Origin of the sequence: Mesorhizobium sp. YL-MeA3-2017, assembly GCF_030814575.1 — a bacterium.
Taxonomy (GTDB): domain Bacteria; phylum Pseudomonadota; class Alphaproteobacteria; order Rhizobiales; family Rhizobiaceae; genus Mesorhizobium; species Mesorhizobium terrae.
On the sequence record NZ_JAUSVH010000001.1, the window covers coordinates 3,446,520 to 3,470,942 of the forward strand.

Here is a 24,423-nt window from a genome sequence, read left to right on the forward strand (position 1 = left end):
CTTGTCGGCAGAAACGGTTGTCGATCTTTCAAACCTGGCCGGTGGCGGAGCGCCAGCTCTCGATCAGCTCCCGGTACCAGCGGGCACTCGATTTCAGCGTTCGCTGCTGGGTGGCGAAATCGACATACACGATGCCCCACCGCTTGGTGTAGCCAAGTTCCCATTCGAAATGGTCCAGGAACGACCAGACGAAGTAGCCATCGACACGAATGCCGGACCGCATCGCTTCAGTCAGCACCTGCAGGTGGCCCGACAGGAAGCGAATTCGCCCCGGATCGTCGACACGGCCGTCTTCGGAGAGCTGGTCTGGCATCGAACAGCCATTTTCGGTGATGACGACAGGCGGCAGCTTATCGCCGTAACGGTCGCGGAGGGCGGTCAGGACCTCGCCGAGGCCACTGGGCACGATCGGCCATCCCATCGTTGTTTCCGCGGCGCCGCCCGTCACCTCAACCTCGAAAGGCTCAAGGGCGGGCGTGGCAGCGGGTTTCAGCGCGGTGACCGTGAGCGGGTGGAAATAGGTCAGACCGAGCCAGTCGATCGGCGCCTTGATGATGTCCAAATCGCCTTCCCGCACCGCGGACCAGTTGGCGTCGGGCAGGGCCTCCAGTTCCTTCGGATAGCGGCCGAGCAGAACGGCATCGGTGACGAGGTTGTTGCGCAGCGCATCGAACAGGACGGTCGCGGCTCTGTCTTCGGGAGCATTCGAGGCGGGCCGGCAGGGTGAGGAATGATTGGTCAGGCCGATTCTGGCATTCGAATGCGCGCGGATCGCCCTTGTCGCCAGGCCATGGCCGAGAAGCAGGTGATGCATCACCGGCAGCGCCGCGCCGGTCGACAGTCGAAAGCCCGGCGCATGCTCGCCAAGCACATAGCTGTGGCGCATCAGCGTATAAGGCTCGGCAATGGTGAACCAGCTGCGGACCCGGTCGCCGAGCCTCCGTGCCACATGTTCTGCGAAGTCGGCGAAGCGTGTGCTGGTTTCACGCGCACACCAGCCTCCGTTCTCCATCAGCGCGGCGGGCATGTCGGAATGGAAAAGCGTGGCGATGGGTTCGATGCCCCGTTCCAGAAGACCGTCGACGAGCCGATCGTAAAAACCGAGGCCCGCTTCATTGACCGCGCCGCTGCCGGTCGGCTGGAGCCGGGACCAGCAGACGGAGAAGCGATAGGCGCTGAGGCCCAGTTCGGTCATGATGCCGAGATCCTCGCGCCAGCGATGATAGTGGTTGGCCGAGACGGAACCGTCGCTGCCGTCGACGACGCGGCCGGGCTCTCGCAGGAATCGATCCCAGACCGATTCACCACGCCCATCCTCGGCGAGCGCGCCTTCGACCTGATAGGCGGCGGTCGCGACACCAAACAGAAAGTCGCGCGGGAATGTGGCACCGAGTGCTGCTGGTGTTTCAGCAATCACGCGAGACTGGCCGGAAAGGGTGGAGGGAAGTGCCACGGTCAATCTCCGAGCGGCAGGCGCGGATCGGCCACCTTCAGCGTGTTCACGCTTTGCTTGATCCGGCGCAGATTTTCCAATGCCTTCGATCCCCGCGCTTCGGCGGTTGCCGTGGCGATGATGTCGAGGATGGCCAGCAGCGCGTAGCGCGACGAGGTCGGCTTGTAGATGTTGCCGTCCTCGACCGCCTGGAACGGGATCACCGTTTCGGCCGCCTTGGCGAGCGCGGACTCCGGCGGCGTGACGGCCACGGTGACGGCGCCGTACTGGCGGGCCACCTGCACGGCCTCGACCGTCGAGCGCGCATAGCCCGACACCGAGAAGGCGACCACCGTGGTTTCGGGCGTCGCCACAGACGCATACATGCGCTGCAACTGTCCGTCGACCTGGGCGAGCGCCGACAGGCCGAGCCGGAACAGCCTGTTCTGCATTTCCGTCGCCATCATCGAGGAGATACCGCCGGAGCCGACGCACAGAATATTGCCGGAAACGGCTATGCGCTCGGCGATCTCGATCAGCTTCGGCATGGCGAGGCTGCCGGTGGCGCGCTGGATGGCGGCGATGGCGGATTCGGTGATGGCGGCCGCGATGCGCTGCTCGCGCACGTCGCTGCCGGGCGGCTCGGCCGACAGATACTGGCCGCCGATGGCGATGGCCTGGGCAAGGTAGAACTTGAAATCGCGCAGGCCTTCGCAGCCGAGGCTGCGGCAGAAGCGCGTCACCGTCGGTTCGCTGATGGCGGCCCGCGCGGCGATCTCGGAGATTGCCGCCTTGGAGACGAAATCGGGTTCGGACAGCACCATGCTGGCCAGCCGGCGATCCGACTTGGTGCCGTCCTGCGCCATCATTTGCAGGCGGGTGATGATGTCCGCCGGGCTTTTCACAGCGGCAGGCCCGTTGCCGTGTCGAAAAGATGGATGTTTCGGGGGGCGACGCTGACCGGAAGCTGGTCGCCGGGCTTCACTGCGATGCGGTCGCGGAACACCGCGCGCACCGGGTCGCTGCCGATGGCGCCATAGACATGGGTCTCGGAGCCGGTCGGTTCGACGACGTCGACACGAATGGTGATGGCGCCATCGCCGCCGGCGATAAAATGCTCGGGCCGAATGCCGGCCTCTATGGTGCCGCCAGCGGCTGCGCTGCCGGCAAGCTTCAGCCGGCCGCCGCCCGCAGGCTCGAACCAACCGCCGTCCGATGCCGCTTTCAGCGCCCCGGAAACGAAGCTCATCGATGGCGAGCCGATGAAGGAGGCGACGAACTTGTTTGCCGGCTTGTCATAGAGGTCGAGCGGCCTGCCTACCTGTTGGATACGGCCCTTGTCCATTACCACGATGCGGTCGGCCATGGTCATCGCCTCGATCTGGTCGTGCGTGACATAGACGATGGTGGATTTGAGCCGCTGGTGCAGCGCCTTGATCTCGGTGCGCATCTGCACGCGCAGTTGCGCGTCGAGATTGGAGAGCGGCTCGTCGAACAGGAAGACTGAAGGTTCGCGCACGATGGCGCGACCCATGGCGACACGCTGGCGCTGGCCACCTGAAAGCTGGCGTGGATAGCGGTCGAGATAGGAGAACAGGTTGAGGATGCCGGACGCTTTCTTGACCTTCTCCTCGACCACCGGCCCGCTCTCGCCGCGGATCTTGGGGCCGAAGCCGATGTTCTCCGCCGCTTTCAGATGCGGGAACAGCGCATAGGACTGGAACACCATGGCGATGTTGCGCTTCTGCGGCGGCAGGTTGTTGGACCGCACGCCGCCGACCAGCAGGTCGCCGGCATTGATCGTCTCCAGTCCGGCCAGCATGCGCAAAAGCGTTGACTTGCCGCAGCCCGATGGGCCGACCAGCACGACGAACTCGCCACTGGCGATCTCGAGATTGATGTCCTCCAGAATTTTGTGATGCCCGAAGGACTTTGACAGGTTGCGGAACGAGACGTCGGTCATGTCTGGCTAACCTCCCAGAATGTCGTCGATGAATGGCAGATAGCCCGCCGTCAAACCGGCATCGACAGGCATGACGACGCCGGTGATGCCCGAGGCGCGCTCTGAAGCGAGGAAGGCGACGGCTTCCGCCACTTCCTTCGCATTGACGATGCGCCCGAGCGGATAGAGCCGCTTCAGTTTGCCGAGAATGTCGGGGTTTTTCTCCAGCCGGTGATCCCAGGCGGCGGTGCGGATCGAGCCGGGGCACACGACATTGGCGCGCACGCCGCTGCGACCAAGCTCGACGGCAAGTGCCTTGGCATAGGCGTTGATGCCGGCCTTGGCGGCGGCATATGCCGGATTGCCGAAATGCGCGATGGCGTTGACCGAGGACACGAAGACGACGCTGCCGCCGCCGCGTTTCGCCATTGCCTTGGTCAGCGGGTCGGCGAAGGTCATCACGCCGGTCAGGTTGAGGTCGAGTTCGCGCTCGATGCTTGCCGCGTTGAGCGCGACAAGCGTCTCGGCGCGGGTCCAGCCGGCGTTGTTGACGAGGATGTCGGGCACGCCATCGCGTTCGACAAGGTTAGCCGCGGCCGTCTCCAGCGCGGCGCGATCCGTCAGGTCGAAGACATGGCGCGAGGCGATCGCCGGATTGCTCAGCGCCTCCATGGACTGGTCGCAGCCGACCACACGTGCGCCGCGCTCAGCAAGCAACGCGACCAGCGCCGAGCCCAGGCCGCCGCCCGCGCCGGTGATCACCACGGTCTTGCCCTGGAACTCTTTGTCGGACATCGCCCGTGCTCTCTCCCCCTGGCTGGACCTTTTCACGGCTAGGCGCAAAAATGTAATTAAGCAACAGAAAAATCTGCTTGAAAGGTGGATTTTGCACGATAATGTAGGAAAGTAACATGAAGGCAAAACCGCATGTTGCGACTCGGGCCGCCGGCCCGCAAAGACAATGGGAGAGATTTTATGAAACTGGCACGATGGACTGCCGGCCTCCTGGCCGGGTTGAGCATGCTGGCGGTGGCCGCACAGGCGGAAGCGGGCGAAGTGCGGGTGACCGTCGCCGAATACAGCTCCAAGACCGGCCCTTATTTCGAAGAGGTCAAGAAGGAATTCGAGGCGGCCAATCCCGGCACGACACTGAAGTTCGAAATAGTTCCGTGGGACGTGTTGCTGCAGAAGCTGACCACCGACATTGCCGCCGGCACCAATGCGGATCTCTCGATCATCGGCACGCGCTGGCTGATCGACTTCGTCCAGCAGGGCGTCGCCGAACCGCTCGACAGCTATGTGACGCCGGATTTCAAGGGCCGCTTCATCGAGACCTTCCTGTCGCCCTCGATCATGGAAGGCAAGACCTACGGTCTGCCGATCGCCGCTTCGGCGCGCGCGCTCTATTACAACAAGGACCTGTTCGACAAAGCCGGCATCAAGAACCCGCCAGCGACCTGGACCGAGCTTCAGGAGGACGCCCGCAAGATCAAGGCCAACGGCGCCTTCGGTTACGGCATCCAGGGCAAAGAGATCGAGACCGACGTCTATTATTATTACGCGATGTGGTCGTTCGGCACCGAAATCCTCAACAAGGATGGCACTTCCGGCCTGAGCACGCCCGGAGCGCTTGAGGCGGCCAAACTCTACAAGTCGATGATCGACGAAGGACTGACCCAGCCCGGTGTCACCTCGATGAACCGCGAGGACGTCATGGCCCTGTTCAAGCAGGGCAAGGTCGGCATGATGGTCACCGCGCCCTTCATGATGAACCAGCTCAAGGACGAGGCGCCGAACCTGAAATACGGCGTTGCCGCCATCCCGGCCGGTCCGACAGGCGCGCGCGGCACCTACGGCGTCACCGACTCCATCATCATGTTCAAGAATTCCAAGAACAAGGATGAGGCCTGGAAACTGCTCGACTTCCTGTTCACCACAAAGCAGCGCGCCAAGTTCACTCAGAACGAAGGCTTCCTGCCGGTGAACAAGGAAGAGGCCAAGATGCCGTATTATGTCGACAATGCCGGTCTTGCCGCCTTTACAGCACTGCTGCCCGAAGCCCGCTTCGCTCCGGTCATCCCGGGTTGGGAGGAGATCGCGCAGATCACCAGCGACGCTGTGCAGAAGATCTATCTCGGCCAGGGTGAGCCGGAGGCGACGCTGAAGGACGCCGCCGCCAAGGCAAACGGCGTGCTGAAGAAGTAGCAGCCGACGGCGCGCCCGGTTTCGCCGGGCGTGCCACGGCACGGCGAAGAATGCGGCACCAACCAGGCCGCCGCGCCTTCTCTCGCCCGATCTCCGCTTCGTCCGGCATCCTTCCGCATCAGAAGAGGGAACCGGTCAGGTCCACCGCGGCGCCGGTCTCGTTGCCTCCCTTCGAGGTCGTCGCCCAGGTGGACCTGATCGTTGGGCGGTCGCTTCCGCAGGACGGAAGCGGCTTCGTGAAGCGGGATCGGGCGAGGCCCCAACCGGATTAGACAGATTTTCGCATGCACAATCGCGCGCTGCCCTATCTGCTCACCTTGCCCAGCCTGTTTCTGGCTGCGGTGGTCATCTTCTGGCCGGTCTACGACCTGATCCAGATATCGACCCACGATGTCAGTCGTTTTGGCCAGCTGCGTGACTTCATCGGCTTTGCCAATTTCGCAGCCCTTGCGGGCGATCCCGACTTCATGGCCGCACTGTGGCGCACCGGCCTGTGGACGCTTTCGGTCGTCGCCGGCGCGCTGATCCTGTCGGTCCCCGTAGCGATGATCCTGAATTCCGACTTCTACGGCCGCGGTCTCGCCCGCATCATCATCATGCTGCCCTGGGCGGTCTCGCTGACCATGACCGCCGTGGTCTGGCGCTGGGCGCTGAACGGCGAAAGCGGCATGTTGAATTCGGCCCTGATCGGGCTCGGCATCATCGACCAGAACATCCAGTGGCTGGCCAGCGCCGGCACCGCCTTCCCGATGCAGGTGCTGATCGGTATCCTGGTGACGGTGCCGTTCACGGTCACCATCTTCCTCGGCGGTCTGTCCTCGATCCCCGACGATCTCTATGAGGCGGCCGCGCTCGAAGGGGCGTCCCCCTGGCAGCAATTCCGCACCATCACGCTGCCGCTGCTGAAGCCGTTCATCAACATCGCCATCGTGCTGAACATGATCTACGTCTTCAATTCCTTCCCGATCATCTGGGTGATGACGCAGGGCGGGCCCGCCAATTCCACCGACATCCTGGTCACCTATCTCTACAAGCTGGCCTTCCGCGTCGGCAAACTCGGCGAGGCCTCCGCCGTCTCGCTGGTGATGTTCGCCATATTGCTCATCTTCACCATGATCTATGTGCGGCTGGCCATGCGGGAGCGGCAGGCATGAAAAAGAGCAAACTCGTCCGTTCCATAATCGCCTGGCTTTTGCTGGCGCCGTTGATCGTCGTCACGCTGTTTCCCTTCGCGGTGATGTTCCTGACGGCGGTGAAGCCGCGCACCGAGGTTTTGTCTCCGACCTGGTGGCCGAGCGAATTCCGCTGGTCGAACTTCGCCGACATGTGGGTGGCGACCGGTTTCGGCCGGGCGCTCATCAATTCGCTCTACGTTTCGATCCTGGCCACCGTCGGCGCCATCCTGATTTCCATTCCCGCTGCCTATGCCATGTCGCGCTTCCGTTTCGCCGGCTACGGGCTGATGCGGCAGTTCCTGCTGGTCTCGCAGATGATCTCGTCCATCGTGCTGGTGCTCGGCCTGTTCCGGCTGATCGCCGCCTGGGGGCTGATCGAGAGCACGACGGCCGTTGGCGTCGTCTACATGGCCTTCAACGTCGCCTTCACCGTGTGGATGTTGCAGAGCTATTTCGACACCATCCCGCGCGATCTAGAGGAAGCGGCCTGGATGGAAGGGGCCAGCCGCTGGCTCACCCTGCGCAAGGTGTTCCTGCCGCTTTGCCTGCCGGCCATCGCCGTCACCGCCATCTTTACCTTCATCAACGCCTGGAATGAGTTCATCGTGGCATTGACGATCCTGCGCAGTCAGGAGAACTACACGCTGCCCATTCAGGTGTTCGCGCTGGTTGCCGGCCGCTACACCATCGAATGGCATCATGTGATGGCCGCGGCCTTGCTTGCCACGCTGCCGGTGGCGGTGATGTTTGCCTGGCTGCAGCGCTATCTCGTTCGCGGCCTCGCCATCGGCGCGGTCAAATAACAGGAGAAATTTGAGACATGTCACGCAAGCAGGTTTTCGGGTCCTCGCATGTGCCGCTTTCGCCGGCGGTCAGGGCCGGCGACTTCGTTTTCGTCTCGGGTCAGGTGCCGGTGCGCGCCGATGGCACGGTGGTCGATGGCGGTATCGAGCCGCAGACCCGGCAGGTGCTGGAAAACGTCAAGGCGGCGCTGGCGCTGGCCGGCGCCACCATGGACGATGTGGTGAAAACCACCGTTTGGATCGAGGACGCCCGCGACTTCGGCGGCATGAACAAGGTTTATGGCTCCGTCTTCGCCAAGGAGCCACCGGCCCGCACCACGGTGGAATCGCGGTTGATGATCGACATCAAGGTCGAGATCGAGGCCGTTGCCTACGCGCCGGTGAAATAAAGACCGGCACTTGCGCTAGCTTCTCCGCCCAAGCGGCGGAGGGGCACAACTCCCAAGCTGATAGAGTACCCCATGCGTATCTTCACCGCCTCGCTGGCGACCGAAACCAACACCTTCTCCCCCGTGCCGACCGACCGGGCATCCTTCGAGATGGCCTTTTATGCCGGGCCGGGCGAGCATCCGGAAACGCCGACTTTGTGCTCTTCGCCGATCGTCGCGTTGCGCCGTCGCGCCGCTGCCGAAGGGTTGACCGTGATCGAAGGTACGGCGACTTGGGCCGAGCCCGGCGGGCTGGTGCAGCGCCAGACGTTCGAAGCGCTGCGCGACGAAATTCTCGACCAGCTGCGCGCAGCGCTTCCCGTCGACGCCGTCATCCTCGGCCTGCATGGCGCGATGGTGGCGCAAGGCTATGACGATTGCGAGGGCGACCTCTTGGCGCGCGTGCGCGAGATCGTCGGGCCGGATGTCGTGGTCGCTTCCGAGCTCGACCCGCACAGCCATCTGACGCCGAAGCGGGTGGCGGCGGCCAACATCCTGGCCGCCTTCCTCGAATTCCCGCACACCGATTTCTATGAACGCGGCGAACATGTCGTCGAACTCGGCCTCGCCGCCGCGCGTGGCGAGATCAAGCCCGTCATCTCCACCTTCGATTGCCGCATGATCGAGGTGATGCCGACCAGCCGCCAGCCGATGCGCGGTTTCGTCGATCGCATCAAGGCGCTGCACGGCAAGGACGGCATCCTGTCGGTCTCCGTCATCCACGGCTTCATGGCCGCCGACGTGCCGGAGATGGGCGCGCGCGTCATGGTCGTCACCGACAATGACAAGAAGAAGGGCGACGCGCTGGCCGAGCGGCTGGGACGCGAGCTTTACGCGTTGCGCGGGCAGCTCGCCATGCCGATGCTGACGGCGGATCCGGGCATCGACCGCGCGCTTGTCGTGCGCGCTTCCGAGAGAGCAAAGCCGGTGGTCATCGCCGATGTCTGGGACAATCCCGGCGGCGGCGTCGCCGGCGACGGCACGTCGCTGCTGCGCGCGATGCTGGCGCGCGGGCTCAAGAATGTCGGCGTCGCCACCATCTGGGACCCGCTCGCCGTCACCTTTTGCCACGCTGCGGGCGAGGGTGCCGTCATCGACCTGCGCTTCGGCGGCAAGGCCGGCCCGCTCGCCGGCGAGCCGATCGACGCCAAGGTGCGCGTGGTCAAGGCCGTCGACGAAGGGTGGCAGAGCTTCGGCCCGAGCCGTGTGACGCTGGGCGCCGCAGCGCTGGTGCGGCTGGAAGGCACCGAGATCGACGTCATCCTCAACACCAACCGCACGCAGACTTTCGAGCCGGATATCTTTTCCAACTTGGGCCTCGATCCGCTGACGAAGGACGTGCTGCTGATCAAGTCGACCAACCATTTCTACGCCGGCTTCGAACCGATCGCCGCCGAGATCATCTATGTGTCGGCGCCGAGCTCCTATCCGAGCGACCCCAGGGCGACCGACTACGCCAAACTGGTGCGGCCGATCTGGCCGCGCGTCAGCGATCCTTGGAAAGACGCGCAGAACTAGGCTGGCCTGGACGGTCGACGTCGCGACGGCCAAACACCCCGCGACGCTGCCCGGCAAAGAGCCGAGGTCGACGGATTGCAACAATGGTCAGGCCGCGCACGCCGGTCGAGATACGATACGGCGTGCGCGACCGAACCCATTCCACCCGAACCCCAGGCGCGGGAAGTCTAGCCAAATTTACCGCGCCAGCGAACTTCCCGCTGAAATACACCCAAAAATAGTTGGAAGTACTGCCGCGCTTGCCCGGGTAGAGCATACGTGTTTGCGTCCGGTTACACTTTGCTGGCGGTCCCGGCTGGTGTAGAGAACGCGCTCGAAACTTCCAGGGACGGGTTGATGACAATGTCGAAAAATATTCGCGGTTTTCTGTCCGGCGGGCGCCGGAGCGTTGCCGCGGCCCTCGTCCTGCTCGGCATGGCGATGCCGGCAATGGGCCAGGAGGCCAAGCTCGATGCGGCAAAGCCGGCCGACGGTGCGCCCTGGTTGATCAATTGCGCCAGCGGGGTTTCGAGCACTGATCTCGAGTGCCAGGCTTCGCAGAACTTGACCGAAACCAAGACCGGCCAGCGCGTGCTGACGCTGACGGTGCGGCGGCAGGGGGAAAAGGGCGAACTGACCTTGCTGCTGGCCTTGCCGCATGGGCTGTTCTTGCCGTCAGGGGTCTCCTACCAGGTCGACGAAGGCGAAAAGGCGACCGCCGCCATCCAGACCAGCGACCAGAACGGCGCCTATGCGGCCGTGCCGCTGGCGCCGGCCCTGCTGAAGACGCTGAAATCCGGCACGACGCTGAGCATCGGCATGGAAGCGGTGACGCGCAAACCTGTCACCATCCCCGTCCCGTTGAAGGGCTTCACCGCCGCCGTCGACAAGATGGTAGCAACGAAGTAGCGGCTTGAACGCCGCGCTTCCTGTCGGGCGCGAAAAGGACACTCCAGCAGTTTGGCACAGCGGCTGGTTCGTTCCGAAAAGCGAACCCGATTTTCGAGGTTGTGGGCCAGGTCAATGTCCGGGCGCCTCGTCTTCCTCAGCCTCAGGTTCCAGTTGATCGAACGCGATTTGCCAGTCGGCGACGATATCGGCGCGCGCCTTGTCACCGCCCTGGGCCGCAAGCCGCGCCTCCTGTCTCAGCGCGATGCGTGCGGCAGCCCGCGCAACGCGGCCTGACGGCGGCACCCACCCTCGAGGTTCGACGCCTGTCGCCAGCGCTTCGCCGACCGCGGCCTTTGCCTCCAATGCTTCGCCGGTGCCATACCGGGTGAGCAGCGCCTGAAACGCCACGTGCAGGTCCGGATCGAAGGCCTGTTCCTCGCCGAGCGCGCCGATCACCGGATTGCCGGGATGCAGGAAGGCCAGCGGCAAGAGGCCGGCCGGGATCGGGGTGTTGGCCGAATGGGTGCGGCCGCTGGCCAGCAGCTTCGGCAGGAGATGTGTGTGCGGGCCGGGCGGCGAAACACCGCCAGTGTCCGGTCCGCCGATCTTCTGATAGACCTCGACGCGGCCGAGCGCGGTCAGCGCCACACGATGCGGATGCGTCGACAGGATGGCGGCGGTCGCATTGTTGCCTGCCTCGAACAAGGAGCGGCCGAGATTGGCGCGCAGCTCGCCAAGCAGCTTCGGGTCGCTGGTGCGGATGCAGAAATCGCACTGCGCCAGGCCGAGCCCCATGTCGAACAGGATGCCGGTGCGGTCGATACCGCGGATCGCGTGGTCGTCCGGTCCGATCTCGGTCAGCACCTTGCGTTCCGCGCGCCGCGCATTGGCCTCCGGCAGGCAGAGTGCCACGGCATGGCTCCAGCGATGTCGTTTCGGGCTCAGCGTCTCATAGGCGATCGCGGTCACGTCGGCGAGGCGCCGCCGCTCCAGCCGGATGCCACCGCGCCGCGTCGCGCGCGCCAGTTCCAGCCCGTCGTCGATCACCGGCTGTTCGCCCTTGTCCTGGTGGAATTCGGCAATGGCGCCGAAGGAACCCATGCTCCAGCCGGACCGCCAGTCGCCGAGATGGGTTTGCAGCAGCGGCTCAAGGTCGGTCATGGTCTTCTTCCTGTTGTTGGGCTGGTTCGGCGAGGTCGAGCGGTTGGACGACGGCTCGCCCGTGCGCCGTGCCGAAATAGGCCTCGACGCCATAGACATCGCGCAGCGCCTGCGGTGTCAGCACCTGGTCCGGCGCGCCGTCGGCCACCAGACGGCCGCCGTCGAGGATGAGCAGCCGGCTGCACCAGCGCGCCGCGAGACCGAGATCGTGCAGCGAGGCGACGACGCTGCGGCCTTGCCCCGCCAGTTCGGCAAACAGCCGCATCAGCGTGATCTGGTGCGACGGGTCGAGGCCGGCGGTCGGTTCGTCCGCGAGCAGCAGCGGTGTTTCCTGCGCCAGCGCGCGTGCGATCAGCACCCGCGCCTTTTCGCCGCCGGACAGTTCGGTCGCTGCGCGGTCGCGGAAGCCGTCCACTTCCATGCGCCGCATCGCCCGCTCCACGGCGGCGCGGTCGTCAGGCGACGGGGCGGCAAATCCCGCGCGGTGCGGAGTCCGCCCCAGCGCCACCACCATCTCGACCGGGATTGCCCAGGCAAGTTCGCGCTCCTGCGCCAGATAGGCCACCGCTGCAGCCCGTTCTCGGGCGTTCATCCCGGCGGCATCGCGTCCGTTGATGACGATGCTGCCTCGTGCCGCGACGAGGCCGAGCACCGAGCGCAGCAATGTCGACTTGCCGGCGCCGTTGGGGCCGATCAATCCGACGAATTCGCCCGGCCGGACGGTGAAGGAAATGTCTTCCAGCACGCGCCGGGCGCCGAGCGAGGCGGAAAGGCTGGTGAGGGTCAGCAGGCTCATGCCAGCCTCCGCCGTTCGCGATAGACGAGCCACAGGAAGAACGGCGCGCCGACGATCGCGGTGAGCACGCCGAGTTTGAGGTCCTTGCCCGGTGCGATGACGCGCACGAGGATGTCGGCGGCGAGAACCACCGCCGCGCCGCCAAGGGCGGAAGCCGGCAGCAGCCGCGAGGGCCGTGCTCCCACCAGCGGTCGCAGCAGATGCGGCACCACCAGCCCGACGAAGCCGATGGCGCCGGCCACGGCGGTGGCGGCGCCCACGGAAGCGGCGGTGCCGAGCACCGCCAGGCGCTGCACGCGGCGTATGTCGATGCCCAGCGAGGCCGCGGTGTCGCTGCCGAGCGTCAAGGCGTCGAGCGCGCGGCCGAGTGTCAGCAGCACCGCCCAGCCGGCAAGCATGAACGGCGCCGCCAGCCAGACATGGGTCATCGAACGGTCGGTGAGCGAGCCGAGCATCCAGAACATGATCTCCAACGCCGCGAAGGGATTGGGCGACAGGTTGAGCGCTAGCGAGGTCATGGCCCCGGCGAGGCTGGAGACGGCGACGCCGGCCAGGATGATGGTAAGCGTGCTGCCGCGCCCTCCGGCGAGCGCCTGCACGACGATGACGGCGACCATCGCCCCCGCGAGCGCTGCCAGTGGCAAGGCGAAGGGAAACAGCATCGTCAGGCCGGAATAGATGGCGAGCACGGCGCCGAGCGAGGCCGAGGCGCTGACGCCGATCAGGCCGGGTTCAGCCAACGGGTTGCGCAGATAGCCTTGCAGGGCCGCGCCCGAAAGGCCGAGCGTGGCGCCGACCATCAAGCCGAGGAGCGCGCGCGGCAGCCGGATCTCGCGCATGATGAGTACGATTTCGTCCGCCTTGTCGGAGAACAGCGCGCGCATGCTGTCGCCGAAGGCGATGGCTGCCGGACCGACCGTCAGCGACAGCATGAACAGCAGCACGACCAGGACTGTCAGCGCCGCGAGCAGGGCGCGGTAGCGGGTCGTTTCACTCATGGCTTTTCGGCTCCCGAATGATCGCTGGCCGCCTCGACAAGCAATTGCACTGCCTCCGCCGTGAACGGGGTGCCGCAGATCGTGTATCTGGCCGGCACGGAAATGCTGCCGGTTTCCGCCGCCAGCGTTCTGTAGGCGGGGTGGACAAAGGTCTGCTGGGCAAGGGCCGGCGCGGCGTAGCGCGCCTCGCTGTCGACCAGCATGTCCGGCCTGGCCATGACCAGCAACTCCAGCGGCAATTGCTGGGTTCCGGACATGCCAAGCCTGGTGGCGAGATTGGTCAGGCCCGACGCGGTTACCACCGCGTCGACCAGGGTGCCGGCGCCGGAGGTGTAGGCATTGGCGTAATAGGTAGCGACGGTGATGTCGGGATGCGCCTTGGCCCTGGCTGCGGCCAGCTTGCGGTCGAGCTCGGCCACCAGCGCCTCGGCGCGGTTGCGGCGGCCGAGCATGTCGCCCATCCGCCTGAGGCCCGCCTTGACGTCGTCGAAGGAGGTTTCGGGCGCGAATTCCTCAACGCGGATACCGAGCCTCCTGAGCAGGCCGACCGTCGCTCGCGTCGTATAGCTGCCGGCAAGAACGAGGTCCGGCTGCATCAGGAACACTTCCTCGGCCAATCCGTGATTGATCGCGAAGCGCTGTGCTTCGTCCACCAGCACCGAGGTGTTGGGATCGGCGGCAAGATAGGAAACGGAATGAAGCTGGCCGTCGGCGGCCAACAGCATTGCCATCTGGTCGGTGCAGACATTCGTCGAGACGACGCGTCGCGGCGCCTCGCCGGCGCGCGCCGCGCCGGCAAACGCGACGAGGGCAAGGCCCGCTGTCAGTGCAAAGGCGGCGGCACGGTCGATCCAGCCGGTGTGGCTTGTGCTGTCTGGTGCCATCGCCTTGTCCTCGTTCACCGTCAGAATGTCCGGGTGAAGCTCAGATTGAAAGTCCGGCCGGGCGCGCGATAATCCGTCACCGTCGAATATTCGGCGTCGAACAGGTTCTCGACCGCGAACTTCACCTGCGAACGGGCGTCGAGCGCATAGAGCGCGGTGAAGTCCATCGTCACATAGTCCGGCAGTTTCACCGTGTTGGCCGCGTTGGCATAGCGCGCCGCGCCGTAGAGCAGACGGGCGGTCAGATCGAGCTGTTCGGTCGGGCTATAGGTGATCTCGGCCGTCGCCTTGAACCGGTCGCGATAGGGGATGTATTTGCCGTTGTCTTGGTTGAGCGGTTCGCGCACATCGACAGTCACCTTTCCGGCCCATTCAGTGTTGAAGCGGTGGTCGAGCGCCGCCTCGAAACCGGTGATGCGGGCCTTGGCCACGTTGAAGGGCCGATAAGTCGGCGGATTGGACGCGATCGCGTCGGCCAGCCAGGTCTGGTAGAAGGCGAGGTCGAGACTGGTGTCGGCGCCCGCCCGCCAGTTTAGCCCGACTTCGTAGGATTTGGATTTTTCCGGCTTGAGGTCCGGGTTGGAATAGCCCGGATAATAAAGCTCGTTGAAGCTCGGTGCCCTGAAGCCGGTGGCATAGGATGAGCGCAACGTGACGTCGGGCAGGATTTCATAGCTCGCGCCGACATTGTAGGTGGTGGCGCCGCCAAATTGGCCGTTGTGGTCATAGCGGATGCCGCTGTCGATCGTCAGCGCGTCGTATGATAGCGAGTATTGGCTGAACACCGCCGCCAGCGTACGCGCGGTCACGTCGAATTTGACGGTGGAATCCACCTGTTCGCGATAGGCCTCCACGCCGCTGGTCAGCACATGCGACATGGCGCCGGTGTCGAAACCCTTCTGGGTCGATGCGAAGATGCCGTAGCGGCTGGAATTGAAACGGCTGTCGCCGGCCACGCCGTCGCGGAAATTGCGGGAGCGGTCGACGGAGTTCGACAGTTCGATCGTCGAGATCCAGTCTTCGGCATGTTTGATCTCGGCGCCCAGTTTGCCGACGAAACTTGTCGTGTCGACTTCATTGGCGTCGGGATAGGAGGCGTCGTACTGGCCGCGGCTGCGCGAAATCAGCGCGTCGCCATAGATGCGCCCCCAGTCGAACTGCTTCGACAGCGAAGCGTTTATCGAGCCGAGCAGGAAGCCGTCATCGTCCGGCTCGTGGCCCCAGGCCGTCGGCGTGGTGAAATCATAGCCGCGCGTGCCGATGACGCTGCCGCCGATCGAATAGTCGACGCCGCTCGCGTTGCGGCCGCGCAAATTGCCGGACAGGGTTCCGCCCCACGGATGGCTGACGCCGGTGGTGATGGAGGCGCTGCTGTCGCGGCCGTCGGCGCAGGGGCCGCCCTGCTTGGTGATGATGTTGACGACACCGCCCATGGCGTCGGAGCCGTATTGCGCCGAATGCGCGCCCTTGGCGATTTCGATGCGTTCGATCGAATCGAGCGGGATGTTGCCGAGCGAGGCGGTGCCGGTGGTGACAGAACTCGCCCGGACGCCATTGACCAGCACCAGCGTCTGGCTGGCTGACATGCCACGCAGATAAAGATTGGCGCCGGCACCCTGACCGCCATAGGTGATGATGGAAACGCCTGTATAGGCTTTCAGCAGCGAGGGCAGATCGGGCGCGGCCGAGCGTTCGATGCTCCTGGCATCGATCACAGTCACCGAGGAAGTCGAGCGCTCCAGCGTGGTTTCGCGTCTCAGCGGTGTGGTGACCACGATGCGGTCGAGCATCGTGACGTCGCCGCGGTCATTATCGTCCTGCGCGCCGGCATGGTTCGTCGAAGCCAGCGCCACTGCGCCGGCCAGGAAAACAGTCTTTTTCACTTCCGCCCCCAAAAGGATCGACGGCGCAACGGCGCCGCAAGGTTCATCACGAACCGCAGACGGATGTGGCGATGCGAGGATTTGCGACGGGTCGCATTTCACCTCTCGGCCGTTCCGGCACGCGGCAACACTTTGTCGTGTCACCGCCACGGACGACCGCGCCTGATCACACCCCGTGATCAAGCATGGGTGACCGGAACAGGCAGGTCTCCTGACTTCCGTGTCATCGCTCTCTTCCGCCTTCCCGGTCGCGTCAGCGCCAGTGGCATCGTGGAAGAAGGCTCAACGGTTACAGTTGCGGGGGCAGTCGCGGCTTCGTCCGATTGCTCGGCCTCACCGTGTTCCCTTTTCATCCGCCTCGCGGCGGAACCAATTCCGATTCGGAAGCTAGCCATGGCCGCCCGGCGCGTCAACCGGGCCGGCGAACGAATGCCGCGATGGCAGTGATGCCGCGACCTCAGCCGTAATGGAGGCGCGGTTTCGGACCCTGGCCGACGAATTGCACGCCGACGCGGTCGTTGCGGCGCCAGCGCAGCACGGCCTCATAGGCAACGCCGTCCACCGGCACGTAGAGGCTGAATCGTTCCGGCACGACGACGTCGGCAGCCACCTTCAGTTCGGCGCCGTTGGCATGCTGGTTGCGGATGACGCAGGGGATTTCCGACGTGTGGATACTGGTGATGATCGTCGCGCCCTTGAGCACGCGTTGCCGGTGCTCGCGCTCGCGATGTTCCGTTTCCTGTTCGGACATGACCGTCTCATCACCCGGCGCCATCGGGCTGCGGCGCGTCTCAATTAGAACCCGTGCAGGTAACCATGAACACCGACAATAGACAATTGCCGCGATGTCGCGGCCAACAGCAATCTCCGATCGGGGTATCGGATTGGTGAATCGGGACCGTGTCGTTTTCAGGACTTTCGCACTGGCCTGTGCGGCAGGCGGCGGGTGGCGTAGCGACAACATCGACCCGTAACATTGTTGCAATGTGACGACGCGAAGCAGGGCGACGGCATCTGGTGCCGCAATGATTTCGAGATGAGGCCTGCAATGCGTTTGTTATCTGTGGTGTGTATCGCTGTTGTTCTGTCCGGCTGTCAGAACACACGCGATCGGGAACGCTGTCTGTCCTACGGGTTTATCGACGGAACCCCAAGCTTCTCAAGATGTCTGCAGCGATTTGACCTGGACAGGGATCGCCGGGGCGACCGCCCGTTCGACGACGAGCGCTACGAATACTGACGGCATGGACCGCGACGTGATCTCCGGCTAAAGCACACCCCTCTCAAGCAACAGTGACCAATGCACGTATTGATCGTTGAGGATGATCGCGAGCTCGCATCCTCGTTGAAGCACATCATGGAAAGCGCGATCGGGGTGACCGACGCTTTTGCGACAATCGCGGAAGCCGAGGCGGCCTTGATCGCCCATCCGTTCGATCTGGTGATCATCGACCGCCGGCTTCCCGATGGCGACGGCCTTTCGCTGCTTCCGGTGCTGCGCCGGCTGCGGCCGCGGCCCGCCACCTTGGTCCTGACCGCGCTGGACGACCCTTTCGACATCGCATCGGCCCTGGACAAAGGGGCGGACGAATATGTCGGCAAACCCTTCGAGCCGACCGAGCTCGTCGCCCGCGCCCGCGCGGTCCTGCGCCGCTACAGCCTGGACGCGCTGGGCACCACGCAGATCGGCAATCTGGTGTTCGATCTCAACCACAGATCGGCGAGTGTGGGACAGAAAGTGCTGGAGATTCCGCGCCGCGAACTGGCCATACTGGAAACCCTGGTGAGGCGCGCGGGGCGCGTCGTCCAGCGCGAGACGCTGGAATCGTCCGTCTACAACATCAATGAAGACATCGAATCCAACGCCCTGGACTCGCATGTGAGCCGCCTGCGGCGGCGCCTGCGTGAAGCCGATTGCGACGCCGTGATCAAAAGCGTGCGCGGCATCGGCTACATGCTGGTGTCGGAATGACGCGGTTGCGCCGATCCATCGCCTTTCCGGTTGCCACCCTTTTGGTCGTTGGCATGCCGATCGTCATGATATTGAGCACCGTGCTGACGCTCGCTGTTCTCGTCAGCACCAGCCTCGAGGAGCGGCTGCGCATCAACACGACCGAGCTCTCCAAGGTTCTGTCCGCGGCCATCACCTATGACGCGAGCGGACATCTCGCGCTCGACAGCAAGCGGCTTGCCACGAACATCGTCGACTTCGCCGAGGCGCAACCCACATTCTGGTATGTCATCGGAGACGGGGTCCAGACCATAACCCGCGGCACCCAACCGTCCTCGGCCCGGCGCGTCTTCGATCAGGTCCCTCAGGAGATAGGCTATTCGGAGTTCAGCTATCGGCAGGACGATCGGGACATGCTCGGCATCAGGACCGTCACGCAAGGCGGCGGGCGCAAGACCGTTGCGGTCGGTGGCATCTGGCTCTCCACCTGGGAGACGATCCTTGTAGCCCTTATAGCAGTGCGTTCGCAGGGCCTGGTCCAACTCCTCTGTCTCGTCTTGATCGCCACCACCTCGATCGCTGTTGTCGTGGTCAAGCGCTCGATCGCGAGGCCGGTGCGACGTGTCGTGGAATCGGCCGAGCAGATCGACGGCCTGCCCAATGGCCGCAGGATTTCGGACGACGATACGCCGATCGAACTGAAGCCCATGGTTGCGGCCTTCAACACCGCGCTGACGCGCATCGACACGGCCTTCGAGGCGCAGCGCAATTTCCTGGCGAACGCGGCGCACGAATTGCGCACGCCGCTGACCAAGATGCGCCTCAAGCTGGAACAGGTGAACGATGCCGAACTGCGGAGCGTGCTGGTCCGCGACACGACGCGACTGGCCTCGATCGTGACCACGCTTCTGCAGCTTGCCCGCCTCTCCGGCCAGTCGCTGGCCTTCGCGGAAATGGACCTGGCCGCGATCGCCAAGGCGGTGGTGTCCGATCAGGTGCCGATGGCGCTGAAGCGGGGTATCGAGATCGAATTGCGGACGCCGGGTCGGCTGGTGCCGGTTTCCGGGTCGGAAACGGCGATCCGGGTCGCGCTGGAAAACCTGATCCTGAATGCCGTGCGCCACGCCGCCGGCACCCGGCTGGTGATTGTCGAGGTGCTCGTGCCATCCGAAATCCGCGTGATCGATCATGGGCCAGGCATCCCGGTCGACGAACGCCTCGCGGTTCTGCAGCCTTTCGTCCGTGGCAAGCGCTGCGACAGCGAAGGCACCGGTCTGGGGCTCGCCATCGTCGAGCAGATCATGAGCGCCCATGGTGGCTCCGTTAGCCTCGAGGAGACCGAGGGCGGTGGAACGACGGTGTGCTTGAAGTTTGCACCGGCTGCGATGGCGGCGAAATGCGGTCGGAGGCCCAACACTGGCTCTCAATAAGGGGCATCAAATCCCCATGAGACTGTCGGACCATGCGCTCTTGCGAGCGCGCCGTCGGCGATTACGGCCCAATCCTCTCAAGCTGCACCGACGCATCTCCAAGCCACGTGATCCGGTAGATGCCGACGCGCGCGCCTCTGTCCTTGGGATCGAAGATTGCACCGTACCTCTGCCAGAACTGAGCGTCAGCGTTGTAAGTGACGACAAAGCTGTAGTCGCGCCATTCCTTGGCCATTTCTTTGTCGCAGGTCCAAAGATCGCTTTCACGATACGGCTTTCCGAGCGACCAGCACCATTTATTGGTTGCCAATGGAGCGACTAGGTATCTGAAAAGATAATAGGAATAGCCCGTTGTGTCCTGGTCAACGTAGTAGATAACGCTTTTCCTCGAAGTCTGCGGAAGCAAAACGTTGGCGATGGTTTCGAGTTCACCACGCATTTTCGCATCCTTGGCCGCAGACGCGGTTCGCTGCTCAGGACCGAGAAACACCGTGTTTCGTAGGCCGACAGGCGAAGCTAGGAAGATCATCGCAAGGGCTGCGCTTGCCGCTATGCGCACCCCCTGAGGCGCAATCGCGATTTGGCGGCATAGAATACCCAGCAACACCACGCCCCACGCTAAGAGATAGGTGCCAAAGTATCGCTCGAAAGAGGTCAGTATCCGGCCCTCGTATTCCCCGAAATAGTAACGGTAGGCGGCGAGCAGGACGAGTAAATAGCCGATTGATCCAGCGGTTAGTACCCCGAGGGATATAACCACCCTCGATTGCCTTACTAGCGCGGCGAGTGCCAGTGTGGCTGCGACAAGTACAAAGAAAACCTTCGCAAGTGAAATCCCGATTTCATCTGGCCAAACAACAGGGAGCCAGACGGTCGCGGCAGAACCGTTAAAGAACCGGTTCGTGAACTCGGCCTGTATTACAAGCGATCTCTCGTCAGGGGCGAAGAGGAAGCCAAGAAGCGATCGTAGCGTGATCGTTTGGGTGGTTTCCCCTATCCCCGCGACATAGTTCTTCCAGGTCCAACTGGCGGCCAGAATGCTGGCGAGGAGAAGTACACCTGGAGCTATCGCCGCAAGAACTGCCTTCATCTTCAGCTCGCGCAGTGCGGATCGATCCCTCCACAACTGGCTGCATGTGACGGCGGCAACCACAACAAGCCCAAGCAAAAGCCCGACATGCTTGATCAGCAGAAGGGTGACAATCGGCGGCACCAGCGCGAGCACACCGATCCAGTTTCTCGGCAGCGAAAAGCTGGCCGACAGTGTTGCGGCGAACACGAAGCCTAGCGTGTGGTCGACATATATGTCGTAGAGCGAATATCCGAGCAAGTAGCAGAGAAAGACGCATAGTCCGGCCAAGAGAAGGGCGACGATTGGTTGGCGTATCGCCGGTCCGATCGTGGCCGTGATCGCTGAGGCTATCAGCACATCGATCCCGATGAGTTGTGCCGCTTCGCCTCTGCCGCCGAAAAAAGCGAAATAATACTGCAGCACCGCAGTGCCTGGCGCATAGGCTTTGAACTGGATGTTCGACGTCGCTCCCCAGAGTGCCTGATCGGCAAGCAGATTCTTGACGGCGAGGGCCCAATGGGAAAACTCGTCCCAACCTAGGAACTGGAAATCATTCGCCAGCCGAACGTAGAAACAGATCAAGACTAACAGAACTGCCGCGAAGTAGACCGCAGTGCCGGGATCGAGTTTGTCCCAGATTATCTTCTGCAGCACGTGCATCAGGCACACGAAGCCGAGTAGGTAGATAGAGATCGCGACGGGGTAGGGAAATCCGAAGAGCGCCGCAGCGTATAATACCACGATGATCGAACAGGTTACGAAAAACGGAACGAACCAGACTGGAAGTCGAAGATAGACCGACGCGCCGATCCATAGGCCGATCAGAGAAAGTCCGAGAAAAAAAATCTGCAATGTACGCCCCGCTCAATCCCGGCGGTTCTTAGCTGAGGAGCCCGCGACACGCAATCGACACGGGCGGAAATCCAAGGTACACGGCGTGGCGATTTAGTATTTGAAGGGCGCTCCGAATGTCGATTGTCACAATGATATCATGTATTATCGCCGCGTTCGGGGTGGCGTCGGGGCAGATCATGATAAAGGCAGGCAGTCAGGCCTGGGTTGCGGCTGGAACACCTTTCGATTTTCGGGTGATCGCGTGGGTATCAAGCGCATTTGCACTTTACGGCGCTTCATCGATAGGCTGGCTTTACATTATGAGGCAAACACCTCTGTCGGCCGCTTACCCGTTTCTGTCGATGACTTTCGTTATCGTTCCGATCGGCGGTTTGATCTTTTTCTCGGAGCGGCTGTCATGGTACGACGCGCTCGCCTCGATGGCTATAATCGCTGGCATATGTATTTCGGCGTTCGGACGTAGCTAAGAGAGGCGGACAGCATGGCTGGCGAAAAAGTTCTGGTAATCGAGATCAACGAATTCAATACCGACCTGCTTCGGAAAGCCGCCGACGAGCTTGACCTGAAGAGTCTGAAGCGTGTTCTGTCGTTCCGAACAGGATCTACTATGGCGGATCAAGAGCATGAGCACCATGGCTTGGATCCGTGGGTGCAGTGGGTTTCAGTCCACACGGAAACGCCTTCACAAGAGCACGAGGTCATCCGGCTGGGCGACGTCACCAAGCTTAAACATACGCAGATTTGGGAGCGGATTGGCAGAGAGGGTTGGACCACCGGTGTGTGGGGCGTGATGAACGCATCGCGTAGTAACGCAAAGAACAATCTGTTTTTTGTAGCCGACCCATGGACGTTCTCCGAACGGCCGTTCCCCGAGAACGTTTCGGGTTTTCTTCAACTGCCCGGATATTTCGCGAAGAATTACCTGGCGCCTTCCAAGAGTCGCCTTCTTGGTTCCGCGCTGAAAACAAGCGCTTACCTCCTCCGTAACATCCCGTTGTCGAAACTGATTTCAGACGGCTGGTATCTGGCTCGCAATGTGTTGCGTACAGGGGTGAACACCGCGGTGCTATTCGGCGCCTACGAACTGATGTCCGCGCGGGTGTTTGCGAAATTCCGCAAGGCCCATAATCCAGATGCAAACATCATCTTTCTAAACTCGATTGCACATTTTCAGCATCATGACTGGGAAAGCGGCGGCCATCTCGATGCGACTGGAGAATTCGTATTCAAGACGATCGACCGGGTCTTGTCATTTGTCCTTCCGAAGGAAGGTGCTGATGTTAAGATCTTGGTCCTGAACGGCCTGTCCCAGCGCAACGTTTCTGACGAGGATTTCTACATCTACCGCCAGATAGATCCGCTGCGATTTCTGGAGCGCCTCAATCTTAAACCGGTCAGCGTCGAGCAGTGTATGACAAACGACGCTCATGTATTCTTCGCAACCAAGGAGGAGCGTGATAACGCTGCGCGGATCTTGTCCACGGGCCATATCGAAGGACAAAATGCTTTCTATGTCGAAGTCGACCAGTTTGACGATACCAAGCTCTTCTACCAACTAGCCTTCTGGGACGAGGTGGATATGAAAGCACCCTTGACGGTTGGCAACCATCTCATGCGGTTCGACGAGGAGTTTGCGGTCCACGCCAAACGGACCGGAGAACATGTTCCCGAAGGCACATATTTCGCGGCAGGCGTCGAAATGCCTGCGCGTGTGCCGAATTCACATGTGCTGCGGCATATTTGGCCGCTCGGTGCTGCGGCCTGATGGCTAACCTACCGATGCAAACGCCGTCGATCTCAGTCGTTATACCGTGTTATCGAGTCGGTGCGCATATATTAGACGTCATTAGATCAATAGGTCCTGAGGTTACAACCATTTTCGCCGTTGACGATCGTTGCCCTGACGGGAGCGGTAAGTTCGTCCGCGAGAATTGTACAGACCCGCGCGTTGCCGTTCTCGAAAACACGCATAATCTGGGTGTTGGTGGTGCCGTCATGCGAGGCTACGAAGAGGCGATAGCTGCCGGTGCCGAGATCATCGTGAAAATCGATGGAGACGGTCAGATGGACCCGGCGCTTCTTCCGGCATTCGTTGTGCCGATCGCTGCAGGTGACGCCGACTATACGAAAGGCAACAGATTCTTTGATCCGGAGGCCTTCGAAGCGATGCCTCGAGCCCGTGTAGTCGGCAATGCAGCTCTGTCTTTCATGACCAAACTGTCGACCGGTTACTGGAATATTTTCGATCCGACCAATGGCTATACTGCCATTCATGCCAGAGTCGCGGAGCGCCTTCCGTTCAAGAAGATCAGCAACCGATATTTTTTCGAGACCGACATTCTTTTCCGGCTGAATAGCTTGAACGCGGTCGTCGTCGATGTCCCCATGCAGGCGCGCTACGAAGACGAGGTAAGTGGCCTTCGAATCGGAAAAATTATCCCTGAGTTTTTCGCCAAGCACGTGCGAAATTTCATCAAGCGGATCATCTACAGATATTTTACAAGAGACTTTACCGCTGCATCGGTGGAATTGGTCGCCGGCCTTTTACTCGTTTCATTTGGAATGATCTGGGGAAGCTATCATTGGTACCTTTCCGCGATCAGGGACATCGTCGCCACAGCGGGAACGGTGATGATTGCGGCTCTTACCGTCCTAATGGGCTTACAATTGTTACTGGCATTCCTGAACTATGACATCGCCTCGGTGCCGAAACGTGTGCTTCATCCAAACCTATCGCGATGGAAACTACACCGGCTATCGCTGATCACCGATAAGGCAGCCGTCAATGAAGACGACCCGATTTGAAGAACGACACGCCGATCGATTCGATGCTGCAATGGAATGTGTGAGCCGCGTAGCCGTTCTTCACGGGTGCGTTGAGTTGATCGTGCAGACGGAAGGCAGCGCTGATCAGGTGTGACATGCCGATGGCTGAGTACCGGGCAAAACTGGGACAAGCCGCCTGGGCGCGTATCGCTGAAGAGACACCACGTGACCGAGAGTGGGATGAGGCCGTGCCA

Annotated in this window: 21 protein-coding genes and 1 riboswitch; of the genes, 10 read left to right on the forward strand and 11 right to left on the reverse strand. The window is 62.5% G+C overall.

Translation table 11 applies throughout. The annotated features are described in order from the left end of the window. Positions 1 to 28 precede the first annotated feature (28 nt). Genes QFZ88_RS16555 through QFZ88_RS16570 form a run of 4 tightly spaced genes read right to left on the reverse strand, consistent with a single transcriptional unit; the run spans position 29 to position 4,169 of the window. Positions 29 to 1,453 carry a GH1 family beta-glucosidase gene (locus tag QFZ88_RS16555; RefSeq protein ID WP_307418270.1) on the reverse strand — a complete coding sequence of 475 codons (1,425 nt, stop codon included), beginning with the start codon at positions 1,451 to 1,453 and terminating at the stop codon, positions 29 to 31. Positions 1,454 to 1,455: 2 nt separating this feature from the next. Beyond that, positions 1,456 to 2,337 (reverse strand): MurR/RpiR family transcriptional regulator, encoded by an 882-nt coding sequence (locus tag QFZ88_RS16560; RefSeq protein WP_024922613.1) that lies wholly within the window; start codon positions 2,335 to 2,337, stop codon positions 1,456 to 1,458. Beyond that, positions 2,334 to 3,395, reverse strand: a complete 1,062-nt coding sequence (locus QFZ88_RS16565; protein ID WP_024922614.1) for an ABC transporter ATP-binding protein — start codon at positions 3,393 to 3,395, stop codon at positions 2,334 to 2,336. The genes QFZ88_RS16560 and QFZ88_RS16565 overlap by 4 nt, the downstream gene beginning before the upstream one ends. A gap of 6 nt (positions 3,396 to 3,401) precedes the next feature. Further along, on the reverse strand, positions 3,402 to 4,169 hold the full coding sequence (locus tag QFZ88_RS16570) for an SDR family oxidoreductase (protein ID WP_024922615.1): 768 nt from the start codon (positions 4,167 to 4,169) through the stop codon (positions 3,402 to 3,404). A gap of 180 nt (positions 4,170 to 4,349) precedes the next feature. Here QFZ88_RS16570 and QFZ88_RS16575 point away from each other — a divergent pair, with 180 nt between their 5' ends. From QFZ88_RS16575 to QFZ88_RS16600, 6 genes are all read left to right on the forward strand, one after another. Further along, on the forward strand, positions 4,350 to 5,579 hold the full coding sequence (locus QFZ88_RS16575) for an ABC transporter substrate-binding protein (RefSeq protein ID WP_024922616.1): 1,230 nt from the start codon (positions 4,350 to 4,352) through the stop codon (positions 5,577 to 5,579). Positions 5,580 to 5,863: 284 nt separating this feature from the next. After that, on the forward strand, positions 5,864 to 6,733 hold the full coding sequence (locus QFZ88_RS16580; RefSeq protein WP_024922618.1) for a carbohydrate ABC transporter permease: 870 nt from the start codon (positions 5,864 to 5,866) through the stop codon (positions 6,731 to 6,733). Then, the gene (locus tag QFZ88_RS16585) at positions 6,730 to 7,557 is read left to right on the forward strand and encodes a carbohydrate ABC transporter permease (RefSeq protein ID WP_024922619.1); all 828 of its coding nucleotides are present in this window, start codon (positions 6,730 to 6,732) and stop codon (positions 7,555 to 7,557) included. Before QFZ88_RS16580 ends, QFZ88_RS16585 begins: the two co-directional genes overlap by 4 nt. A gap of 17 nt (positions 7,558 to 7,574) precedes the next feature. After that, the gene (locus tag QFZ88_RS16590; protein WP_024922620.1) at positions 7,575 to 7,946 is read left to right on the forward strand and encodes a RidA family protein; all 372 of its coding nucleotides are present in this window, start codon (positions 7,575 to 7,577) and stop codon (positions 7,944 to 7,946) included. A gap of 72 nt (positions 7,947 to 8,018) precedes the next feature. Further along, positions 8,019 to 9,503, forward strand: coding sequence for a M81 family metallopeptidase (locus QFZ88_RS16595; protein ID WP_024922621.1), 1,485 nt, complete (start codon positions 8,019 to 8,021; stop codon positions 9,501 to 9,503). Positions 9,504 to 9,839: 336 nt separating this feature from the next. Further along, positions 9,840 to 10,391: an invasion associated locus B family protein gene (locus QFZ88_RS16600; protein ID WP_244431155.1), complete on the forward strand. Its 552-nt coding sequence runs from the start codon at positions 9,840 to 9,842 to the stop codon at positions 10,389 to 10,391. Between the two features lie 111 nt (positions 10,392 to 10,502). On the opposite strand, the gene QFZ88_RS16605 is transcribed toward QFZ88_RS16600, so the two are convergent. From QFZ88_RS16605 to QFZ88_RS16630, 6 genes are all read right to left on the reverse strand, one after another. Further along, positions 10,503 to 11,534, reverse strand: a complete 1,032-nt coding sequence (locus tag QFZ88_RS16605; protein ID WP_024927244.1) for a DUF6925 family protein — start codon at positions 11,532 to 11,534, stop codon at positions 10,503 to 10,505. Continuing rightward, positions 11,521 to 12,330 (reverse strand): ABC transporter ATP-binding protein, encoded by an 810-nt coding sequence (locus tag QFZ88_RS16610; RefSeq protein WP_024924415.1) that lies wholly within the window; start codon positions 12,328 to 12,330, stop codon positions 11,521 to 11,523. Before QFZ88_RS16610 ends, QFZ88_RS16605 begins: the two co-directional genes overlap by 14 nt. Then, positions 12,327 to 13,328: a FecCD family ABC transporter permease gene (locus QFZ88_RS16615; RefSeq protein WP_024924416.1), complete on the reverse strand. Its 1,002-nt coding sequence runs from the start codon at positions 13,326 to 13,328 to the stop codon at positions 12,327 to 12,329. Before QFZ88_RS16615 ends, QFZ88_RS16610 begins: the two co-directional genes overlap by 4 nt. Continuing rightward, positions 13,325 to 14,212, reverse strand: coding sequence for an ABC transporter substrate-binding protein (locus tag QFZ88_RS16620; RefSeq protein ID WP_051504798.1), 888 nt, complete (start codon positions 14,210 to 14,212; stop codon positions 13,325 to 13,327). The genes QFZ88_RS16615 and QFZ88_RS16620 overlap by 4 nt, the downstream gene beginning before the upstream one ends. Before the next feature lie 20 nt (positions 14,213 to 14,232). After that, the gene (locus QFZ88_RS16625) at positions 14,233 to 16,095 is read right to left on the reverse strand and encodes a TonB-dependent receptor domain-containing protein (RefSeq protein ID WP_051504796.1); all 1,863 of its coding nucleotides are present in this window, start codon (positions 16,093 to 16,095) and stop codon (positions 14,233 to 14,235) included. Positions 16,096 to 16,278: 183 nt separating this feature from the next. Next, a riboswitch (cobalamin riboswitch) is annotated at positions 16,279 to 16,484 on the reverse strand. Positions 16,485 to 16,552: 68 nt separating this feature from the next. Next, positions 16,553 to 16,846, reverse strand: coding sequence for a hypothetical protein (locus QFZ88_RS16630; RefSeq protein ID WP_024924419.1), 294 nt, complete (start codon positions 16,844 to 16,846; stop codon positions 16,553 to 16,555). Positions 16,847 to 17,395: 549 nt separating this feature from the next. Here QFZ88_RS16630 and QFZ88_RS16635 point away from each other — a divergent pair. Continuing rightward, entirely contained in the window at positions 17,396 to 18,067 is a 672-nt protein-coding gene (locus tag QFZ88_RS16635; protein WP_024924420.1) for a response regulator, read from the forward strand. Further along, the gene (locus QFZ88_RS16640; protein ID WP_024924421.1) at positions 18,064 to 19,476 is read left to right on the forward strand and encodes a sensor histidine kinase; all 1,413 of its coding nucleotides are present in this window, start codon (positions 18,064 to 18,066) and stop codon (positions 19,474 to 19,476) included. The genes QFZ88_RS16635 and QFZ88_RS16640 overlap by 4 nt, the downstream gene beginning before the upstream one ends. A gap of 61 nt (positions 19,477 to 19,537) precedes the next feature. Here QFZ88_RS16640 and QFZ88_RS16645 read toward each other — a convergent pair whose 3' ends face one another. Then, positions 19,538 to 21,400 carry a hypothetical protein gene (locus QFZ88_RS16645; RefSeq protein WP_024924422.1) on the reverse strand — a complete coding sequence of 621 codons (1,863 nt, stop codon included), beginning with the start codon at positions 21,398 to 21,400 and terminating at the stop codon, positions 19,538 to 19,540. A 484-nt stretch (positions 21,401 to 21,884) separates the two neighbouring features. Between QFZ88_RS16645 and QFZ88_RS16650 the strand changes: the two genes are divergently transcribed. Together QFZ88_RS16650 and QFZ88_RS16655 are read left to right on the forward strand one after the other, a co-directional pair. After that, the gene (locus QFZ88_RS16650; protein WP_024924424.1) at positions 21,885 to 23,168 is read left to right on the forward strand and encodes a hypothetical protein; all 1,284 of its coding nucleotides are present in this window, start codon (positions 21,885 to 21,887) and stop codon (positions 23,166 to 23,168) included. Positions 23,169 to 23,182: 14 nt separating this feature from the next. Then, complete coding sequence (locus QFZ88_RS16655) at positions 23,183 to 24,208, forward strand: glycosyltransferase family 2 protein (protein WP_204367410.1); 1,026 nt, start codon at positions 23,183 to 23,185, stop codon at positions 24,206 to 24,208. Positions 24,209 to 24,423: the final 215 nt, after the last annotated feature.

What these genes read in the sequence shown, in the direction of transcription:
- QFZ88_RS16610 (WP_024924415.1), bottom strand. Translation starts at nt 12,330, where the DNA reads ATGAGCCTGCTGACCCTCACCAGCCTTTCCGCCTCGCTCGGCGCCCGG.
- QFZ88_RS16600 (WP_244431155.1), top strand. Translation starts at nt 9,840, where the DNA reads ATGACAATGTCGAAAAATATTCGCGGTTTTCTGTCCGGCGGGCGCCGG.
- QFZ88_RS16635 (WP_024924420.1), top strand. Translation starts at nt 17,396, where the DNA reads ATGCACGTATTGATCGTTGAGGATGATCGCGAGCTCGCATCCTCGTTG.
- QFZ88_RS16615 (WP_024924416.1), bottom strand. Translation starts at nt 13,328, where the DNA reads ATGAGTGAAACGACCCGCTACCGCGCCCTGCTCGCGGCGCTGACAGTC.
- QFZ88_RS16630 (WP_024924419.1), bottom strand. Translation starts at nt 16,846, where the DNA reads ATGTCCGAACAGGAAACGGAACATCGCGAGCGCGAGCACCGGCAACGC.
- QFZ88_RS16580 (WP_024922618.1), top strand. Translation starts at nt 5,864, where the DNA reads ATGCACAATCGCGCGCTGCCCTATCTGCTCACCTTGCCCAGCCTGTTT.
- QFZ88_RS16655 (WP_204367410.1), top strand. Translation starts at nt 23,183, where the DNA reads ATGCAAACGCCGTCGATCTCAGTCGTTATACCGTGTTATCGAGTCGGT.
- QFZ88_RS16650 (WP_024924424.1), top strand. Translation starts at nt 21,885, where the DNA reads ATGGCTGGCGAAAAAGTTCTGGTAATCGAGATCAACGAATTCAATACC.
- QFZ88_RS16605 (WP_024927244.1), bottom strand. Translation starts at nt 11,534, where the DNA reads ATGACCGACCTTGAGCCGCTGCTGCAAACCCATCTCGGCGACTGGCGG.
- QFZ88_RS16575 (WP_024922616.1), top strand. Translation starts at nt 4,350, where the DNA reads ATGAAACTGGCACGATGGACTGCCGGCCTCCTGGCCGGGTTGAGCATG.
- QFZ88_RS16585 (WP_024922619.1), top strand. Translation starts at nt 6,730, where the DNA reads ATGAAAAAGAGCAAACTCGTCCGTTCCATAATCGCCTGGCTTTTGCTG.
- QFZ88_RS16595 (WP_024922621.1), top strand. Translation starts at nt 8,019, where the DNA reads ATGCGTATCTTCACCGCCTCGCTGGCGACCGAAACCAACACCTTCTCC.
- QFZ88_RS16620 (WP_051504798.1), bottom strand. Translation starts at nt 14,212, where the DNA reads ATGGCACCAGACAGCACAAGCCACACCGGCTGGATCGACCGTGCCGCC.
- QFZ88_RS16570 (WP_024922615.1), bottom strand. Translation starts at nt 4,169, where the DNA reads ATGTCCGACAAAGAGTTCCAGGGCAAGACCGTGGTGATCACCGGCGCG.
- QFZ88_RS16565 (WP_024922614.1), bottom strand. Translation starts at nt 3,395, where the DNA reads ATGACCGACGTCTCGTTCCGCAACCTGTCAAAGTCCTTCGGGCATCAC.
- QFZ88_RS16640 (WP_024924421.1), top strand. Translation starts at nt 18,064, where the DNA reads ATGACGCGGTTGCGCCGATCCATCGCCTTTCCGGTTGCCACCCTTTTG.
- QFZ88_RS16590 (WP_024922620.1), top strand. Translation starts at nt 7,575, where the DNA reads ATGTCACGCAAGCAGGTTTTCGGGTCCTCGCATGTGCCGCTTTCGCCG.